Origin of the sequence: Agromyces humi (genome assembly GCF_009720255.1) — a bacterium.
In the GTDB taxonomy this organism is placed as follows: Bacteria; Actinomycetota; Actinomycetes; order Actinomycetales; family Microbacteriaceae; genus Agromyces; species Agromyces humi.
Genome location: NZ_WJSP02000013.1, coordinates 1 through 12958 on the forward strand (window position 1 = coordinate 1; position 12958 = coordinate 12958).

At 64.5% G+C, this 12958-nt stretch carries 16 protein-coding genes; 7 read left to right on the plus strand and 9 right to left on the minus strand.

The window, feature by feature from the left end:
• Window positions 1-221, plus strand: a 221-nt coding sequence (locus GH736_RS02885; protein WP_235933807.1) for a UDP binding domain-containing protein, incomplete at its 5' end; no start/stop codon positions are given.
• Between the two features lie 64 nt (window positions 222-285).
• Here the strand turns inward: GH736_RS02885 and GH736_RS02890 are convergent.
• The 3 genes from GH736_RS02890 to galU are packed head-to-tail and all read right to left on the minus strand — an operon-like array spanning window position 286 to window position 2923.
• A complete protein-coding gene (locus GH736_RS02890; RefSeq protein WP_159600089.1) occupies window positions 286-1230 on the minus strand; it encodes a nitroreductase family protein in 945 nt (314 codons plus the stop codon).
• Between the two features lie 29 nt (window positions 1231-1259).
• The gene (locus GH736_RS02895; protein ID WP_159600091.1) at window positions 1260-2033 is read right to left on the minus strand and encodes an HAD-IIB family hydrolase; all 774 of its coding nucleotides are present in this window, start codon (window positions 2031-2033) and stop codon (window positions 1260-1262) included.
• Window positions 2030-2923 carry a UTP--glucose-1-phosphate uridylyltransferase GalU gene (gene galU, locus GH736_RS02900; protein WP_159600093.1) on the minus strand — a complete coding sequence of 298 codons (894 nt, stop codon included), beginning with the start codon at window positions 2921-2923 and terminating at the stop codon, window positions 2030-2032. The genes GH736_RS02895 and galU overlap by 4 nt, the downstream gene beginning before the upstream one ends.
• A gap of 77 nt (window positions 2924-3000) precedes the next feature.
• Between galU and GH736_RS02905 the strand changes: the two genes are divergently transcribed.
• Both GH736_RS02905 and GH736_RS02910 read left to right on the plus strand, forming a co-directional pair.
• Complete coding sequence (locus GH736_RS02905) at window positions 3001-3384, plus strand: VanZ family protein (RefSeq protein ID WP_159600095.1); 384 nt, start codon at window positions 3001-3003, stop codon at window positions 3382-3384.
• 214 nt (window positions 3385-3598) lie between these two features.
• The gene (locus GH736_RS02910) at window positions 3599-4453 is read left to right on the plus strand and encodes an FRG domain-containing protein (protein WP_159600097.1); all 855 of its coding nucleotides are present in this window, start codon (window positions 3599-3601) and stop codon (window positions 4451-4453) included.
• 90 nt (window positions 4454-4543) lie between these two features.
• On the opposite strand, the gene GH736_RS02915 is transcribed toward GH736_RS02910, so the two are convergent.
• From GH736_RS02915 to queC, 6 genes are all read right to left on the minus strand, one after another.
• Window positions 4544-4951 carry a hypothetical protein gene (locus GH736_RS02915; protein WP_159600099.1) on the minus strand — a complete coding sequence of 136 codons (408 nt, stop codon included), beginning with the start codon at window positions 4949-4951 and terminating at the stop codon, window positions 4544-4546.
• A 426-nt stretch (window positions 4952-5377) separates the two neighbouring features.
• The gene (locus GH736_RS02920) at window positions 5378-5968 is read right to left on the minus strand and encodes a VUT family protein (RefSeq protein ID WP_203230630.1); all 591 of its coding nucleotides are present in this window, start codon (window positions 5966-5968) and stop codon (window positions 5378-5380) included.
• Between the two features lie 11 nt (window positions 5969-5979).
• The gene (gene folE2 / locus GH736_RS02925) at window positions 5980-6789 is read right to left on the minus strand and encodes a GTP cyclohydrolase FolE2 (protein WP_203230631.1); all 810 of its coding nucleotides are present in this window, start codon (window positions 6787-6789) and stop codon (window positions 5980-5982) included.
• On the minus strand, window positions 6786-7169 hold the full coding sequence (gene queD / locus GH736_RS02930; protein WP_159600103.1) for a 6-carboxytetrahydropterin synthase QueD: 384 nt from the start codon (window positions 7167-7169) through the stop codon (window positions 6786-6788). The genes folE2 and queD overlap by 4 nt, the downstream gene beginning before the upstream one ends.
• Window positions 7166-7801 carry a 7-carboxy-7-deazaguanine synthase gene (gene queE, locus GH736_RS02935; protein WP_159600105.1) on the minus strand — a complete coding sequence of 212 codons (636 nt, stop codon included), beginning with the start codon at window positions 7799-7801 and terminating at the stop codon, window positions 7166-7168. Before queE ends, queD begins: the two co-directional genes overlap by 4 nt.
• Window positions 7801-8496: a 7-cyano-7-deazaguanine synthase QueC gene (gene queC / locus GH736_RS02940; RefSeq protein ID WP_159600107.1), complete on the minus strand. Its 696-nt coding sequence runs from the start codon at window positions 8494-8496 to the stop codon at window positions 7801-7803. The genes queE and queC overlap by 1 nt, the downstream gene beginning before the upstream one ends.
• A gap of 99 nt (window positions 8497-8595) precedes the next feature.
• Between queC and GH736_RS24325 the strand changes: the two genes are divergently transcribed.
• From GH736_RS24325 to dbpB (GH736_RS02955), 4 genes are read left to right on the plus strand one after another with little or no spacing between them, the layout of a single operon-like run.
• A complete protein-coding gene (locus GH736_RS24325) occupies window positions 8596-9492 on the plus strand; it encodes a hypothetical protein (RefSeq protein WP_162529539.1) in 897 nt (298 codons plus the stop codon).
• Window positions 9473-10603: a DGQHR domain-containing protein DpdB gene (gene dbpB / locus GH736_RS02945; protein WP_203230632.1), complete on the plus strand. Its 1131-nt coding sequence runs from the start codon at window positions 9473-9475 to the stop codon at window positions 10601-10603. Before GH736_RS24325 ends, dbpB (GH736_RS02945) begins: the two co-directional genes overlap by 20 nt.
• Complete coding sequence (gene dpdA / locus GH736_RS02950) at window positions 10600-11835, plus strand: tRNA-guanine transglycosylase DpdA (protein ID WP_159600109.1); 1236 nt, start codon at window positions 10600-10602, stop codon at window positions 11833-11835. The genes dbpB (GH736_RS02945) and dpdA overlap by 4 nt, the downstream gene beginning before the upstream one ends.
• Complete coding sequence (gene dbpB / locus GH736_RS02955; RefSeq protein WP_159600111.1) at window positions 11828-12958, plus strand: DGQHR domain-containing protein DpdB; 1131 nt, start codon at window positions 11828-11830, stop codon at window positions 12956-12958. Before dpdA ends, dbpB (GH736_RS02955) begins: the two co-directional genes overlap by 8 nt.

The following is a 12958-nucleotide window of genomic DNA, read 5'->3' on the forward strand; positions in this document are numbered from 1 at the left end:
GGCTGCACCCGCAGCTCGAGTTCAGCGACGACCTGAGCGCGGTCCTCGAAGGCGCAGACCTCGTCGTCCTCGTGACGGAGTGGAACGAGTACCGGCACATGGACCCGGTCTGGGCGGGCGATCTCGTGGGCGTGCGGTCGGTGATCGACGGCCGCAACTGCCTCGACGCCAAGGCCTGGCGCGACGCCGGGTGGACCTACAAGGGACTCGGCCGGCCCTGAGCACGGACAGACGGATGCCCCGGGGTGATCCACCCCGGGGCATCCGCGTGTTGCGGCATCCGCCTCACTCGTGCGTCGTGAGCACCTGCGAGACCGGGCGACGGGGCGAGCGTGCCACCCGGAAGCCCGCTTCGGGCGGGTAGCCGATCGCGATCAGGCAGATCACGTCCTCGCTGTCGGGGATGCCCGCCGCCTGTCGCAGCGCGTCGGTGCGGTCGTTCGTCATCGACCAGTTGAGCATGCACGAGCTCACGCCGAGCCCGTGCAGCGCCCACACCAGGGTCATCGCGAAGAGCCCGCCGTCGATCCAGCGCTGGTTGCGCTCCGCCGCCCCCGCGAAGAGGCCGCGCTCGACCGTCACGACCAGCACGCTGCGCACCTGGTCGCGGAAGCCGGCGTTGCCGTTCTGGTGGGCGAGGATGCGCGCGGCGTCCTCGGCGCCGCTGAAGGCGTGCACCCGCCCCGCCTGCCGGTTGCAGACCGACGGCGTGTACGTCGCGAGGCGCACCGCCTCCTCGATGGTGGCCGGCTCGACGGGGCGCGTCTCGTCGAAGTCGCGCACGCTGTGCCGGGTGGCGAAGAACCGGTCGAGCTCGACCGCGCCGAACAGCGGTGCCGGGATGGCCGGCGGGCTCACGTCGTCATCCACCGCGCCACCGTCGTTCCAGGTGAGGAGCGCCCCCTTGGCGTCCTCGGCGAAGCGCAGGTACGCCGCGTCCGCCTGCTGCGCGCCGGCGACGGGGATGAGCATCGAGAGGCGGTGCTCCACCGCGGCCCCGAAGGGCTGCTTGGGGCGGCGCAGGCTCAACCCCTTCTCCACCCGGTGGTAGTCCTTCGTGAGCTGCGCCTCGAGGTTGACGCCCGAGACGACCGGTGTCACCGCATCGTCCACGGGCGCGGCCGAGTCACGGTACCTGCGGTAGTCGCGCAGGAACTCCGAGTACATCAGCCAGCCGCGCTTCGCGCGGCGGACCGGTCCTCTCAGCGGCTTCTTGATGGTGTCGAACATGAGGGCTCCCCCTTTGCTTGGTTCACGATTCACCCGACGCGAGCCTCGTGGGCGGCCATCGCGATCACTTCGTCGATGACCGCGAGCGTGTCGCGCCATCCTCCGACGGACCGGCACGGCACCCCGGTCGCGATGACCGGGAAGTCGTTGCCGTCGGGGTCGAGGCGGTCGCCGACGAACAGCATCGACGATGCGGGGATCCCCGTCGCCGCGATGAGCTTGCGCATGCCGTAGGCCTTGTCGACGCCCTTGCGGGTGATGTCGATCGACGTCGAGCCGCCCGAGCGCACCTCGAGGTCGGGCAGGTCGGCCTGCACCGCGGCTCGGAGGGCGGCCTTCTTCGCGCCGGTCGGATCCCACTGCCGCTTGGCGTCGACGGGTGCGGCCTGCCCGAGAGCCGAGAAGGTGACCTGGGACCCGCGGTGCTCGACGCGCGGTCCCCACGCGGGCCCGTCGTCGAAGCCGAGCTCCGCCGACCGGCGCGCGAGCGAGGACGACGCCCGGCCCGCCTCGTCGAGGGTGAGGTCCTCGGCGTACAGCTGGCGCCAGTCGCCGTCGGCGAAACGCAGGTAGCGCGTGCCGCAGGTCGGCATGAGGTGCAGCCGCCCGAGATCCGCGCCGTGCACGTCGAGGGCGTCGATCACCTGCCTGCGGAACTGCGAGAAGTCGCCGCCCGAGATGATGCACACCTCCGTGTGCTCGAGCAGCCGCGTGAGTGCGCCAGCCATCTGGGGATCGATGCGGCTCTTCGACGGCGCGAGCGTGTCGTCGAGATCGAACGCGATGAGCTGCGGGCGGTTCATGGCAGCGTGGCGGCGACCGACTTCAGCCAGACGGCCAGGTCGGGACCGAGGTCCGCGCGATCCAGCGCGAGCTGCATCACGGACTTGAGGTAGTCGAGGCGGTCGCCGGTGTCGTACCGGCGGCCGCGGAACACGACGCCGTAGACGCCGCCCGCGATCGACTCGTCGGCCGCGAGCACCTGCAGCGCGTCGGTCAGCTGGATCTCGCCGCCCTTGCCCGGCGGGGTCTCCTCCAGCACGTCGAAGACCTCGGGCCGCAGCACGTAGCGCCCGATGACGGCCAGGTTCGAGGGCGCGTCGGCGGCCGCCGGCTTCTCGACGAGGCCCGTCACCCTGACGACGTCGGCCTCGTCGGTCGGCTCGACCGCGGCGGCGCCGTACATGTGGATCTGGTCGGGATCGACCTCCATCAGCGCGATCACGGTCGCGCCCCGCTCGGCGCTCTCGTCGATCATCTTGGTGAGCAGCACGTCGCGCTCGTCGATGAGGTCATCGCCGAGCAGCACCGCGAAGGTCTCGTCGCCCACGTGCTTGCGTGCGCGCAGCACGGCGTGCCCCAGTCCGCGCGGATCCCCCTGCCGGACGAAGTGGATGTCGGCCAGGCTGCTCGAGTGCATGACCCGCTCGAGCTTGGTCTGGTCGCCCTTCTGCTCCAGCGTGTGCTCGAGCTCGGTGACCCGGTCGAAGTGGTTGGCGAGCGCGTTCTTGTTCCGGCCGATGATGACGAGGATGTCGTCGATCCCGGCACTCACGGCCTCCTCGACCACGTATTGGATCGCCGGCTTGTCGACGACCGGAAGCATCTCCTTCGGCATGGCCTTCGTGGCCGGCAGGAACCTCGTGCCGAGGCCCGCGGCAGGAATGACGGCTTTCATCGGTGTTCTCCCCATGTCGTGACTGTAACCAGCGCGCATGAAGCTGGGATTACGAACGCGGGTCATTCTCGTGCCTCGCGTACCCTGACTGCATGCACACGAGACGGATGCCGCGGCGGGTCGTCGCGGCCGCGCGCTGGCTGTTCCCGGCCTACCTCGTCGTGCTCGCGTTGATCGTCTTCCTTCCCGCGCGCGAGGCGGGGCGGCTCACGGGCGTCGTCGGATGGCTCGCGCTCCAGGTCGGGAAGCTCGGCATCCCGGTCGATCCCGCCTACGTCGTGCTCGAGTTCACGGCCAACATCGTGCTGTTCCTGCCGTTCGGGCTGCTCGCGACGATCGCCTACCCGCGCCTCCGCCCGGTCCTGGTGATCGCCATCGGGTTCGCGTCGAGCGTGGTCATCGAGCTGGTGCAGCTCGCGATCGGCTGCGCGCCGGCCGCCGAGGGTGCGCACCCTCGCCTGCCATTGGTCCTGTGACGGCGCTACGTCGACAACCGGGGTCAGTGCGGGCCGTGCCAGTGCGGACTTCTCGAGCAGAGTGCCGGCCAACTTCGGCACCTGTCCCTGCGTTTCATGGGGGGCTCGCCGCAACCTGCGTCCAGACTGAGCAGACATCGACGGCGAATCGAGGGGAAGCATGGCGTCCGGCCAACAATGGATCGACACGGCGTGATTCCAAAATCCGCGCAGTATGACGGAGTTGTTCTCTGTCTTGGGAAGGATCGGCGGATTCAGCGCGCGCTCCAATCTTGCTTGGCGAGGGTTCGCAAGCATCGACTATGACTTGGTCTCGTCCCTCCAGCGCGTCCCAGGCCTCTCCGACGAGGACTCGCTCCGGGACGTGGAGCGTTCCAGCTTGACCGCGGCGCGGGAGTGGGGACTCGGCTTCGGTCACGGCGGATGGGCGAGCGACCTTCAGTTGCTCGCTGATCTTCAGCACTATGGAACCAGCACGAGACTGATGGATGTCACGAGCAACCCCATGACAGCTCTGTGGTTCGCATGCCAGCAACCGGCGTCGGCGGGACTATCACGTAGTGGGCTTCTGCTGGCGATAAACACAACAGACTGGCCCCGCTATGGTCGTGCGCAGCCTTCGGGACGGCCGAGCGCCATCGACAATCCGATCGGCTGGGAACTGGAGCGCGCCCTCGGATCGGGCTCCCCGTTCGTCGTCGAGTCGCTCTCCCCAAACGACCGATTGCGAGCGCAGGAGGGCTTCTTCATCGCTGATCGTGTGCCCGCCGTCGATGAGCAGGCCGGGCCGTTCAAGAGCCTCCGAATCGCCTACCCACGCATCGACTCACACGACCTCAAGTCCGCGTTGCAGAATCCCGATGGCTCAGCGTCACCGACGATTCGGGATCGGCTTCCGTTCGTCGCGGTTAAGGTCAATCAAGGGCTGAAGCGTCGTGCGCTCAAGATTCTTCAGAATTCATACAACAGAACTCATAGGGTCCTCTTTCCCGACTTCACCGGGTTTCGGGAGTACAGCGCCCACGCAACGCCGCGCGAGCGGTCCTCCGAGGTCAATGAGACTCGATGAACGCTCCGGCCCAGTCGATCGGAGCGGGCCTTCGGGAGTCGCCTGGATCGCCTGAATCTCGGCGTGCCGTCCACAGTTGCACCCGGTCCCCTACGCGTGTCCCTCAACGAGCGATGGCCGCGGACCGTCCCGCTGCCGTACAGGCCCATCGCCGAAACGGGCATGCCGCTCATCCAGCTGCACGATCCGCCGCCGCAGTACGGTGAGCAACGCCACCACGTGCCGGCGCCGGTGCGGCTCCAGCTCGCCATCCACATCGAGCGCACCGGCCCTGTCGGCGATGGAGCGCAGGCGGGTCACGGTGTCGCGCCGCCATGCCTGGTATGCGTCGTCGGGGCGGGCTGCGAGCCGGTCGAACCGGTCGTCGATGATCGCTAGGCGCAGCTCCAGTGCCTGCACGTCGGCGAGGAACTGTGGGCGGTCGATGTGATCGACGGGCATGCCGCCGACGGGAAGTTGCGCGTCCATGCGTGCGCTGAGGGGTGAGTCCGAGCCCATGTCGGTGCTCCTTGCTGACTCCAGCCGTAGCCGAAGATTTCGACCCTAGAGGGGGCCACCGACATCCGCTCGCTACGGCGGTCGATGTGCCACGTGCCCTTCTGGGGCGGATGCTGCAGCATCTGCCGATCAGGCGCACGTTCCGCGCCCGTGCAATCAGAGCACGAGACCGCCCGCGCCGCCGTTGAGTCGCACGCCCTCAGTAACGTCGGTCAACTGTCGACCCGACCGCGCCGCGCCTGATCGGCGCACCCATCCCACAGCGAACGGAAGCATCATGAGCGACTCGAAGACGAACACCCGCGCAGGCGGGGGAACCGCCATGGGACGGCACGCCGGCGCGACCACGCGACCCCTCTGAGACCGACGACCAGCGGAGAACCGCCTGCCGTTGCGTTGTTCACCATTGGGGCCGGGGTCTAGCGACTACTGGACCAACTTGCCGACGGGAGTTGTGTCTCGGTGAGTCCGTCGCACTCGGCGCATGCGGACAAGCGCCTTCACGCCGACGAAGATCGCGAGCGGCACAATCGTCGCCCAGACGATCTTGCCGACCATCTGCCCCACAATGCTCTCGAACGTCAGCGGGAATCCAGCGATCCAGAGGAAGAGCACCGTGTCGACCGGCGCTGAGACGCAGTTCGAGATGAGCGCAGCCCGAACGAAACCGCGCGGACGAGCCCAAAGGAACACGAGCATGTCTGCGACTTCAGCGACGAGGAATGCAACCGCAGAGGCCAACGCGAGCGCGGGCGTCGCGAGGAACCAAGAAAGCGCCAACCCAACTGCCATCCCGAGGAGCACGCCGCGGACCCCAAGGTACGTGTGGACGAAGTCGCGCGACAGGAGCGCGAATCCGGCTGCGTACGTTCCTGCAGAAACGACCAGCCCGAACCCGACCGGAACCAGACCGAAGTTCGCGGAGAGGATGTTCGCGGCAACGATGGCGCCAATGTAGACGGCGAGCGCGATCGATCCACGGATTAAATTGCGACGGTCATAGACCTTGGCGTTCAAAACTGCTCCTGCTAGTTGGCGCTGGGCGCCCATGAGAGTGATGCGACTGCATCATGGCTGTGAATGCTTTCGAAGTTGCGAACGTGGATCGAGTGCCGAAGAGCGCGGGCGCGGCATGTCGAGGAGAGATCTCGAACCATATCCTCAACGAAGGCGGGGTGGTCGTACGCCTCCATCGTGATCCAACGCTCGTCCGGGCGTTTGATGACGGGGTAAATGGGGCACGAGCCAACTTGACGTGCGAGCGAGAACATCTCGCTCAGAGTGAGCGGATACAGGTCATCGGTGTCGCCCGTAACCGACAGCGTCACGGCACTTCGCTGATTGTGTGCGCCGTACTCACTAATCGCTTTGCTGCATGGGCAAAGACTCGTGACGTGCGTTGTCAAGGTCGTCGTCATCGTCGCTGACTCTGATGAGCCTTCAATGGAGAATCGGACATCGGCGGCCTGCCAGGCCGCCACATCCGAGACAGGCGCTCGAACCTCGAACGAAACTGCAAGATCGAACGAGATACGAGCTTCCGTTGCGTCGAGGCGATCGGCTGCGGTCGCGATCAACGCGTGGGCGCGCCGAGGATCGAACTCACGCATCTGGACGGCGAGCGTCTCGACCATGCGACTCATGTGTGTACCGCGCCGGTCTGGCGCCAAGGGGACGACGAAGTCCGCAGAGCCCACGCCGGCGGCATCCACTTCGCCATCAATGACGCGGATGGGAGTGCGTACACCCGCGACTCCTACCGCATCCAGTTCAATCCCGCGTCGGTCAACTTCGTCCTGGATGTCGGGCAGCGCATGGGCCAACTCGGGGAGCATCATTGGCCTCCGTTCGATTCGCCGCGGTACGTACACCGTGAACGCGGGGTTTCGCTCACAACGATCGCGTGGAGGAGTGGGAGTGCGACGCTGAGCCTGTCCCACATCCAACGCGCGAGGTGCTCGCTGGTCGGATTCTCGAGGCCTTCGATGTCGTTCAAGAGGCGATGATCGAGCTGTGCAGAGATCGGTGCAAACGCAGTTGAGAGGTCACCGAAGTCCTGGACGAAGCCGCTCTCGTCATCAACGGCGCCGCGCACATGGACCTCGACCGTGTAGGAGTGCCCGTGCATCCGCCCGCACTTGTGCCCGTCGGGGACATTCGGGAGAAAGTGGGCGGACTCGAACGAGAACTCGCGGGAAAGTTCGGCGTAGAAGGTCATGCGATTCCCAAGTATTTGTGTGTCTGGAGGCTGAGCTGCCACGTCGGGTGGTTGAGACAGTATTCGACTGCGAGCGCGGTGTTTACGCTGATGTCGGGGCCGTCCATGGGCTGAACTCGATAAGTTCCGAAGTCGAGATGCTCGAAGCTCGACGGATCCACGCCCTTCTGCGGATAGACGAACTTGAGTTCGTCCCCACGCGTAACCACGAGATCGGCCCCGATTTTCGGACTAACGCAAAGCCAGTCGACACCCGCCGGAGGAATCCGCGTGCCGTTCGTCTCAACGGCTACGTAGAAACCCCGTCGATGGAGCGCCTCTATGGCTGGCTCGTCAAGTTGAAGCAGCGGCTCGCCGCCTGTGCAGACGACCATCCGATTGGATGCCCAACCGACCGGCCAGGCGGCTTCAACTGCGTCAGCGAGATCATCGGCCGTGGCGAACTTGCCTCCACCCGGACCGTCCGTTCCGACAAAGTCCGTGTCGCAGAACTGGCAGATAGCGCGAGGGCGATCGCGCTCATGCCCGGTCCAGAGGTTGCAGAGGCTGAACCGGCAGAAGACCGCTGGACGACCGGCGTGCGTTCCCTCCCCCTGGAGGGTGTAGAAGATCTCCTTGACCTTGTACGACATCAGGCAGCTTGATAGGAAACGGGGTCGGAGAACCCAGCCTCCTGAAATCCACGGATCCGCAGCAGACACGAGTCGCAGTGTCCGCACGAACGGCCCTCGTCATCGGGGTCATAGCATGACAGCGTCAGCGAGTAGTCGACTCCGAGCTCTGTGCCGGTCTGGACGATGTCGGCCTTCGTCATAGAGATCAGCGGAGTGTGGATCTTCAGTCGTGCACCCTCGACGCCCGCGCGCGTGGCAAGGTTCGCCATCGTCTCGTACGCTTCGATGTACTCGGGCCGGCAGTCGGGGTAGCCCGAGTAGTCGAGCGCGTTGACACCGATGAACACATCAGTTGCTCCGACCACTTCCGCGAACGCAAGAGCGAAAGAGAGGAAGATGGTGTTCCGAGCGGGGACGTAGGTGACTGGAATTTCCTCCGCGGAAAGGTCTCCAGCATTGTCGTGCTTGGGAACCTCTGTCTCCGACGTGAGTGCCGAACCACCAAAAGTCCTCAGGTCGATGTCACAGACGACGTGCTGTGCAACACCCTGAGCCTTCGCCACACGCTTCGCTGCTTCAAGTTCCACGACGTGACGCTGGCCGTAACGGAAGCTCAGCGCATACGGCTCGTAACCCTGGTTCTTAGCCAGTGCGAGAACGGTGGTTGAATCGAGGCCTCCACTGAGGAGAACAATTGCCTTGCGCTTGGACACGTGAGCCTCCGCTCTTTCTGACGTTTGCACGCACCGCAATGATAGATCGAAACTGTCGCGTACAGTAGCATCGAATCACGCGCAGTTAGGTGGTGTTACGTGTTGGAGAAACTCACGATCGTCGTGACCTGCACCGACCGTAAGTCACTTGTAGTTCCCGAGCAGCGGATGCTCCGCTCGCTGCCTAACTCAGTCTCCAAAGCGTCCGTGTGGACCCAGCGAATCGAGTCCGCTGATACGGTCACCCTCCTGAGGAACCTCTACCAAGGCGACGCCTGGGCTCAACTTCCGCGCCTCGAGGACGCCTCGCGCGCCATCGGATTCGAGCCAACGACATACGTTGCGTCGGCTGGACTGGGGTTGCGCCCGGTTTCGACCCCAGGACCAGCCTACGGCGCAACATTCACTCCGAATTCGCCGGACTCCGTGCCAGGTTCCGCGATACAACAACGAGCGTGGTGGGACCACTTGAACAGATGGAACGGATCCGGGGGGAATCTTCCCGACGGCATTCCAACGCTCTTCGTCTTGTCTCGTCGCTATTCCGACGTGTTGGCGCCGCTCGTCGCGAAGACCGCCGTCGCCAGCCCGGTACTCGTCATCGGGGGGTCGGAGGCAATCGCACCCTCGCTGCGATTGCCAGCCGACGCCAAACTCCGTTCCGCACTAGGGGGCACACTCGGTGCGCTCAACATGCGTACGGCTGTCGCTTGGATGGAGAGACTAACCTCCACCGTCATCGATTCCACTCGCCATCGAGAGTTGTGGCACAACTGGGCGACGCGAGCCAGCCGACATGAGCGCCACGAGAGAATTCCGCTTGCGGACCACGAGGTCCTTGAAGCGGTCCGTCGGATCCGCACTCAGGAACCGACCGTAAGCAAGACTCGCGCGCTCCGGTCACTACGCGAGAACGGCTATGCGTGCGAGCAGAAGCGTTTCGGGCAACTGTTTGAAGCGTTCGAGGAGGAGCATCGTGGCACAAGAGTGGATTGAACGGCGGGCTCTTCGTGTGCTCCAGGGCGAGATCCCGCTTTACCTCTTCACGCTTGCGGCGGAAGAAGTGGATCAAGTCGCCGACGTGGCCAGGATCTCACGTGATCAGGCCGGCAAGCTCATTGGCTACCAACGGCCGGAGAAGCGCAAGCATGTGAAACAGATCCAGGACTACCTGGATAGTGAAGACGTGCTCTTCCCCAACGGGCTCATTCTTGCCCTGCCTAGGGAAGTCCGGTTCAAGTCCAGCCGAGGTCCCGGTGTAAGCGATGGCCTCGCGACGGCGGGCACATTGGAGATTCCTGTCGTCAACGGTGAGGGAGGGCCGCGGCCCGCTTGGATCGTGGACGGCCAGCAGCGCAGTCTCGCTCTCGCCCGGACCCGCAACCGGCGTCTCCCCGTTCCCGTCGCGGGCTTCGTTTCGGATGACCTGGAAGTGCAACGCGAGCAGTTCCTCAGGGTGAACACCGTGCAACCGCTGCCCGTTGGGCTGGTCACTGAACTGCTGCCCGAGATCGCGCGCGTGCCGTCAACGCGAATGTCGACGCGACAACTGCCGTCCGCCCTCGTTGACATGCTCAACTCCGACCCGGACTCCCCCTTCTTTGGGCTAATCCGACGCGCGTCGACGGCAACCGAAGCCCGCCCGAGTGCGATCGTGACTGACACCGGACTGGTCGAGGCGTTGCGCGAGTCTGTTGAGTCTCCATCAGGGGTGTTGTTCCCCTATAGGAACATCGCGGCCGGCACCACGGATACCGAAGGAATCCGACGAACTCTGCTGGTCTATTGGAACGCTGTTCGCGAGACGTTCCCGTCCGCGTGGGGCAAGAACCCGACGGAGTCACGTCTCATGGGTGGCGTCGGCATTCGTGCGATGGGACGCCTGATGGAACGCGTCATGGCGCACGTGGATGTCGACTCTGCGGATGCCGCCGCGCAAGCGCGCCTCGAAGTCGGCCGCATTGCCTCTCAATGCCACTGGACAAGCGGCACCTGGACCGATCTGGGGCTCCCGTGGAATGAGCTGCAGAACACTCCTCGGCACATCAGTGCGCTCTCCAACTTCCTCGCTCGCGCCTATCTTGCAGAGAGAGCGGCCGCGCGTTGAAGTTCTACTTCCCTGACAGCCAGGACCTCGTGAGTCCGACGTATGACTTCGAGCATGATGAATACCCGCCGACGCGCGTTCGGCAGCGTGACGATCGCTACGCTCATGAAGTTCTGGACTCTTCTCCGTACCACGGCTTCCTCGTCAGCAAGGCGATCGTCGATGGTAGCGTGTCAGGCTCTGGGAAGTACACCTCGTCGCAGAGAGCCCGTCTCTACCGCATGGGTGCCAGACGCTTCTTCCGCCTCCCGGATGAGATCGCGACTCTCGGCGACAACGGCGCGTTCAATTACGTGGCCGAGGAGGTGCCGCCGGTTACTGTCGATGACACTCTCGATTTCTACGAAGAGTGCGGGTTCGACGCGGGAGTCAGTGTCGACCACATCATCTTCGGGTACGACGGCACGGCCGGACTGGACAACGCGGACCCCGCGTGGATCCGACGCCGAGAACTAACGCTGGAACTCGCCGCTGACTTCCGTCGGCGAGTCGAGGAACGAGGCTCGCGGATCGAACCTGTCGGCGCCGCGCAGGGCTGGAGTCCCGCGAGCTACGCCGACAGCGTCGCGCGACTCCAGGAGTTTGGTTACACCCGCGTCGCGCTCGGAGGCATGGTTCCGCTGAGGACTAAAGACGTGCTCTCATGCCTTCATGAGATCGACAAGGTGCGGCACCCGTCGACCGAGCTGCATTTGCTCGGCCTGACCCGTGTAGATGCGATGGACGAGTTCTCCCAACTCGGCGTGACGAGCTTCGACAGCACCTCGCCCTTTCGGCAAGCGTTCATGGACGACCGGAACAATTTCCACACACCGAACGGTGCTTACGTTGCGTTACGCGTGCCGCAGGTCGATGGCAACCCGACTCTTCGCCGAGCGATCCTCGCAGGCACAGTCTCCCAGCAGGATGCCATCGCAGCGGAACGCCGAACGCTGCGAGCGCTGCGGGCGCTCGACGGCTCCCGTGTCGGAATCGACGACGCGCTTGATGCACTCGGGCACTACGAAACGGTCATGGGCGCAAAGAAGAGCTACCTCCCGGCGTACGAGCAAACTCTCGTCGCCGCACCGTGGGCCGACTGCCGGTGCAGCCTGTGCCGTGAGCACGGTGTCGAGATCGCAATCTTCCGAGGCACCGAGCGGAACAAGCGCCGCGGCTTCCACAACTTGACAGTTCTCGCCAGCAAGGTATCTGCCCTCACCGACCGGAGTTCTTCGCCCACTTATGTCTAAGCTACCAATCGTTCTCCCTGCGATCCGGATTCGTCAGGGCAATCAGTTCATCTTCGCGTTCGGCATCGACGGAAAGCGCGTACACGAGTTTGCCGCGGTAAGCCGCGTGCACCGCACCGATCAGACGCTGGCGGGGTATCAGCGACCCGAAGTGCTGTCGCACATTCGCGCGATTCGTCGCTACCTTGAGTCGGATGCGGCGCTCCTCCCCAACGCGATCGTGCTCGCATTCGACGACCGGGTCGAATTCAAGCCGTTAGATGCCGGGGCATCCGCGGCCGCGTACTCAACCGTTGGTCACTTGGTCATTCCGGTCGATCCGGAGTTGGCCGACGATGAAAAGCCCGCATGGCTGGTAGACGGCCAGCAGCGTAGCGCGGCAATTCGCGACGCTGACGTTGATGAGTTTCCCGTGGCAGCTGTCGGTTTCATCGCACGGGATGAAGCCGAGCAACGATCGCAGTTCATCCTCGTGAACAACACGAAGCCACTTCCGAAGGGTTTGATTCACGAACTCCTTCCGACGACCTCGGCGGAACTACCCGCCGCGTACGCGCGTCGCCGACTCCCGGCAACCGTCTTAAACCTCCTGAACTTCGGAACTGATGGAGGCGAAGGCCCGTTCACCGGACGGATCAGCACTCCCACCATGGCAAACGGGTTTATCCGCGACAACAGCGTGCTCAAGATGATCGAGAACAGCCTGTACGAGGGGGCGCTCTATCAGTACCGCGATCCCGAGGATGGCACCGGCGACATCCCGTCGATCCTGACGCACCTCAACTATTTCTGGGGTGCAGTTGAGCGAGTGTTCCCGCTGGAATGGCGCCTACCCCCAACAAAGTCGCGCCTCACCCACGGTGCCGGAATACAGTCTCTCGGGTACGTCATGGATTCGCTCACGGAAGGCGTCCCCGCCGCGGAGCTTCCCGGCATCGGAATTGAGGACGTTCTACTCGAACTGCGCGATCACTGCGCTTGGACGGAGGGGAACTGGAACTTCGGTGACGACCAGGTTCGCCGTTGGAACGGCATCCAGAACACGCCAAACGACGTCCGCCTGCTGACGAGTCATCTACTGCGGGTGGTACGAACCTCCGGGGCCCTGGCTACGCAACGCTGA

Coding starts and splice junctions, on each gene's coding strand:
- GH736_RS02890 (WP_159600089.1), bottom strand. CDS start 1,230: ATGTTCGACACCATCAAGAAGCCGCTGAGAGGACCGGTCCGCCGCGCG.
- GH736_RS02895 (WP_159600091.1), bottom strand. CDS start 2,033: ATGAACCGCCCGCAGCTCATCGCGTTCGATCTCGACGACACGCTCGCG.
- galU (WP_159600093.1), bottom strand. CDS start 2,923: ATGGGGAGAACACCGATGAAAGCCGTCATTCCTGCCGCGGGCCTCGGC.
- GH736_RS02905 (WP_159600095.1), top strand. CDS start 3,001: ATGCACACGAGACGGATGCCGCGGCGGGTCGTCGCGGCCGCGCGCTGG.
- GH736_RS02910 (WP_159600097.1), top strand. CDS start 3,599: ATGACGGAGTTGTTCTCTGTCTTGGGAAGGATCGGCGGATTCAGCGCG.
- GH736_RS02915 (WP_159600099.1), bottom strand. CDS start 4,951: ATGGGCTCGGACTCACCCCTCAGCGCACGCATGGACGCGCAACTTCCC.
- folE2 (WP_203230631.1), bottom strand. CDS start 6,789: ATGATGCTCCCCGAGTTGGCCCATGCGCTGCCCGACATCCAGGACGAA.
- queD (WP_159600103.1), bottom strand. CDS start 7,169: ATGACCTTCTACGCCGAACTTTCCCGCGAGTTCTCGTTCGAGTCCGCC.
- queE (WP_159600105.1), bottom strand. CDS start 7,801: ATGTCGTACAAGGTCAAGGAGATCTTCTACACCCTCCAGGGGGAGGGA.
- dbpB (WP_159600111.1), top strand. CDS start 11,828: ATGTCTAAGCTACCAATCGTTCTCCCTGCGATCCGGATTCGTCAGGGC.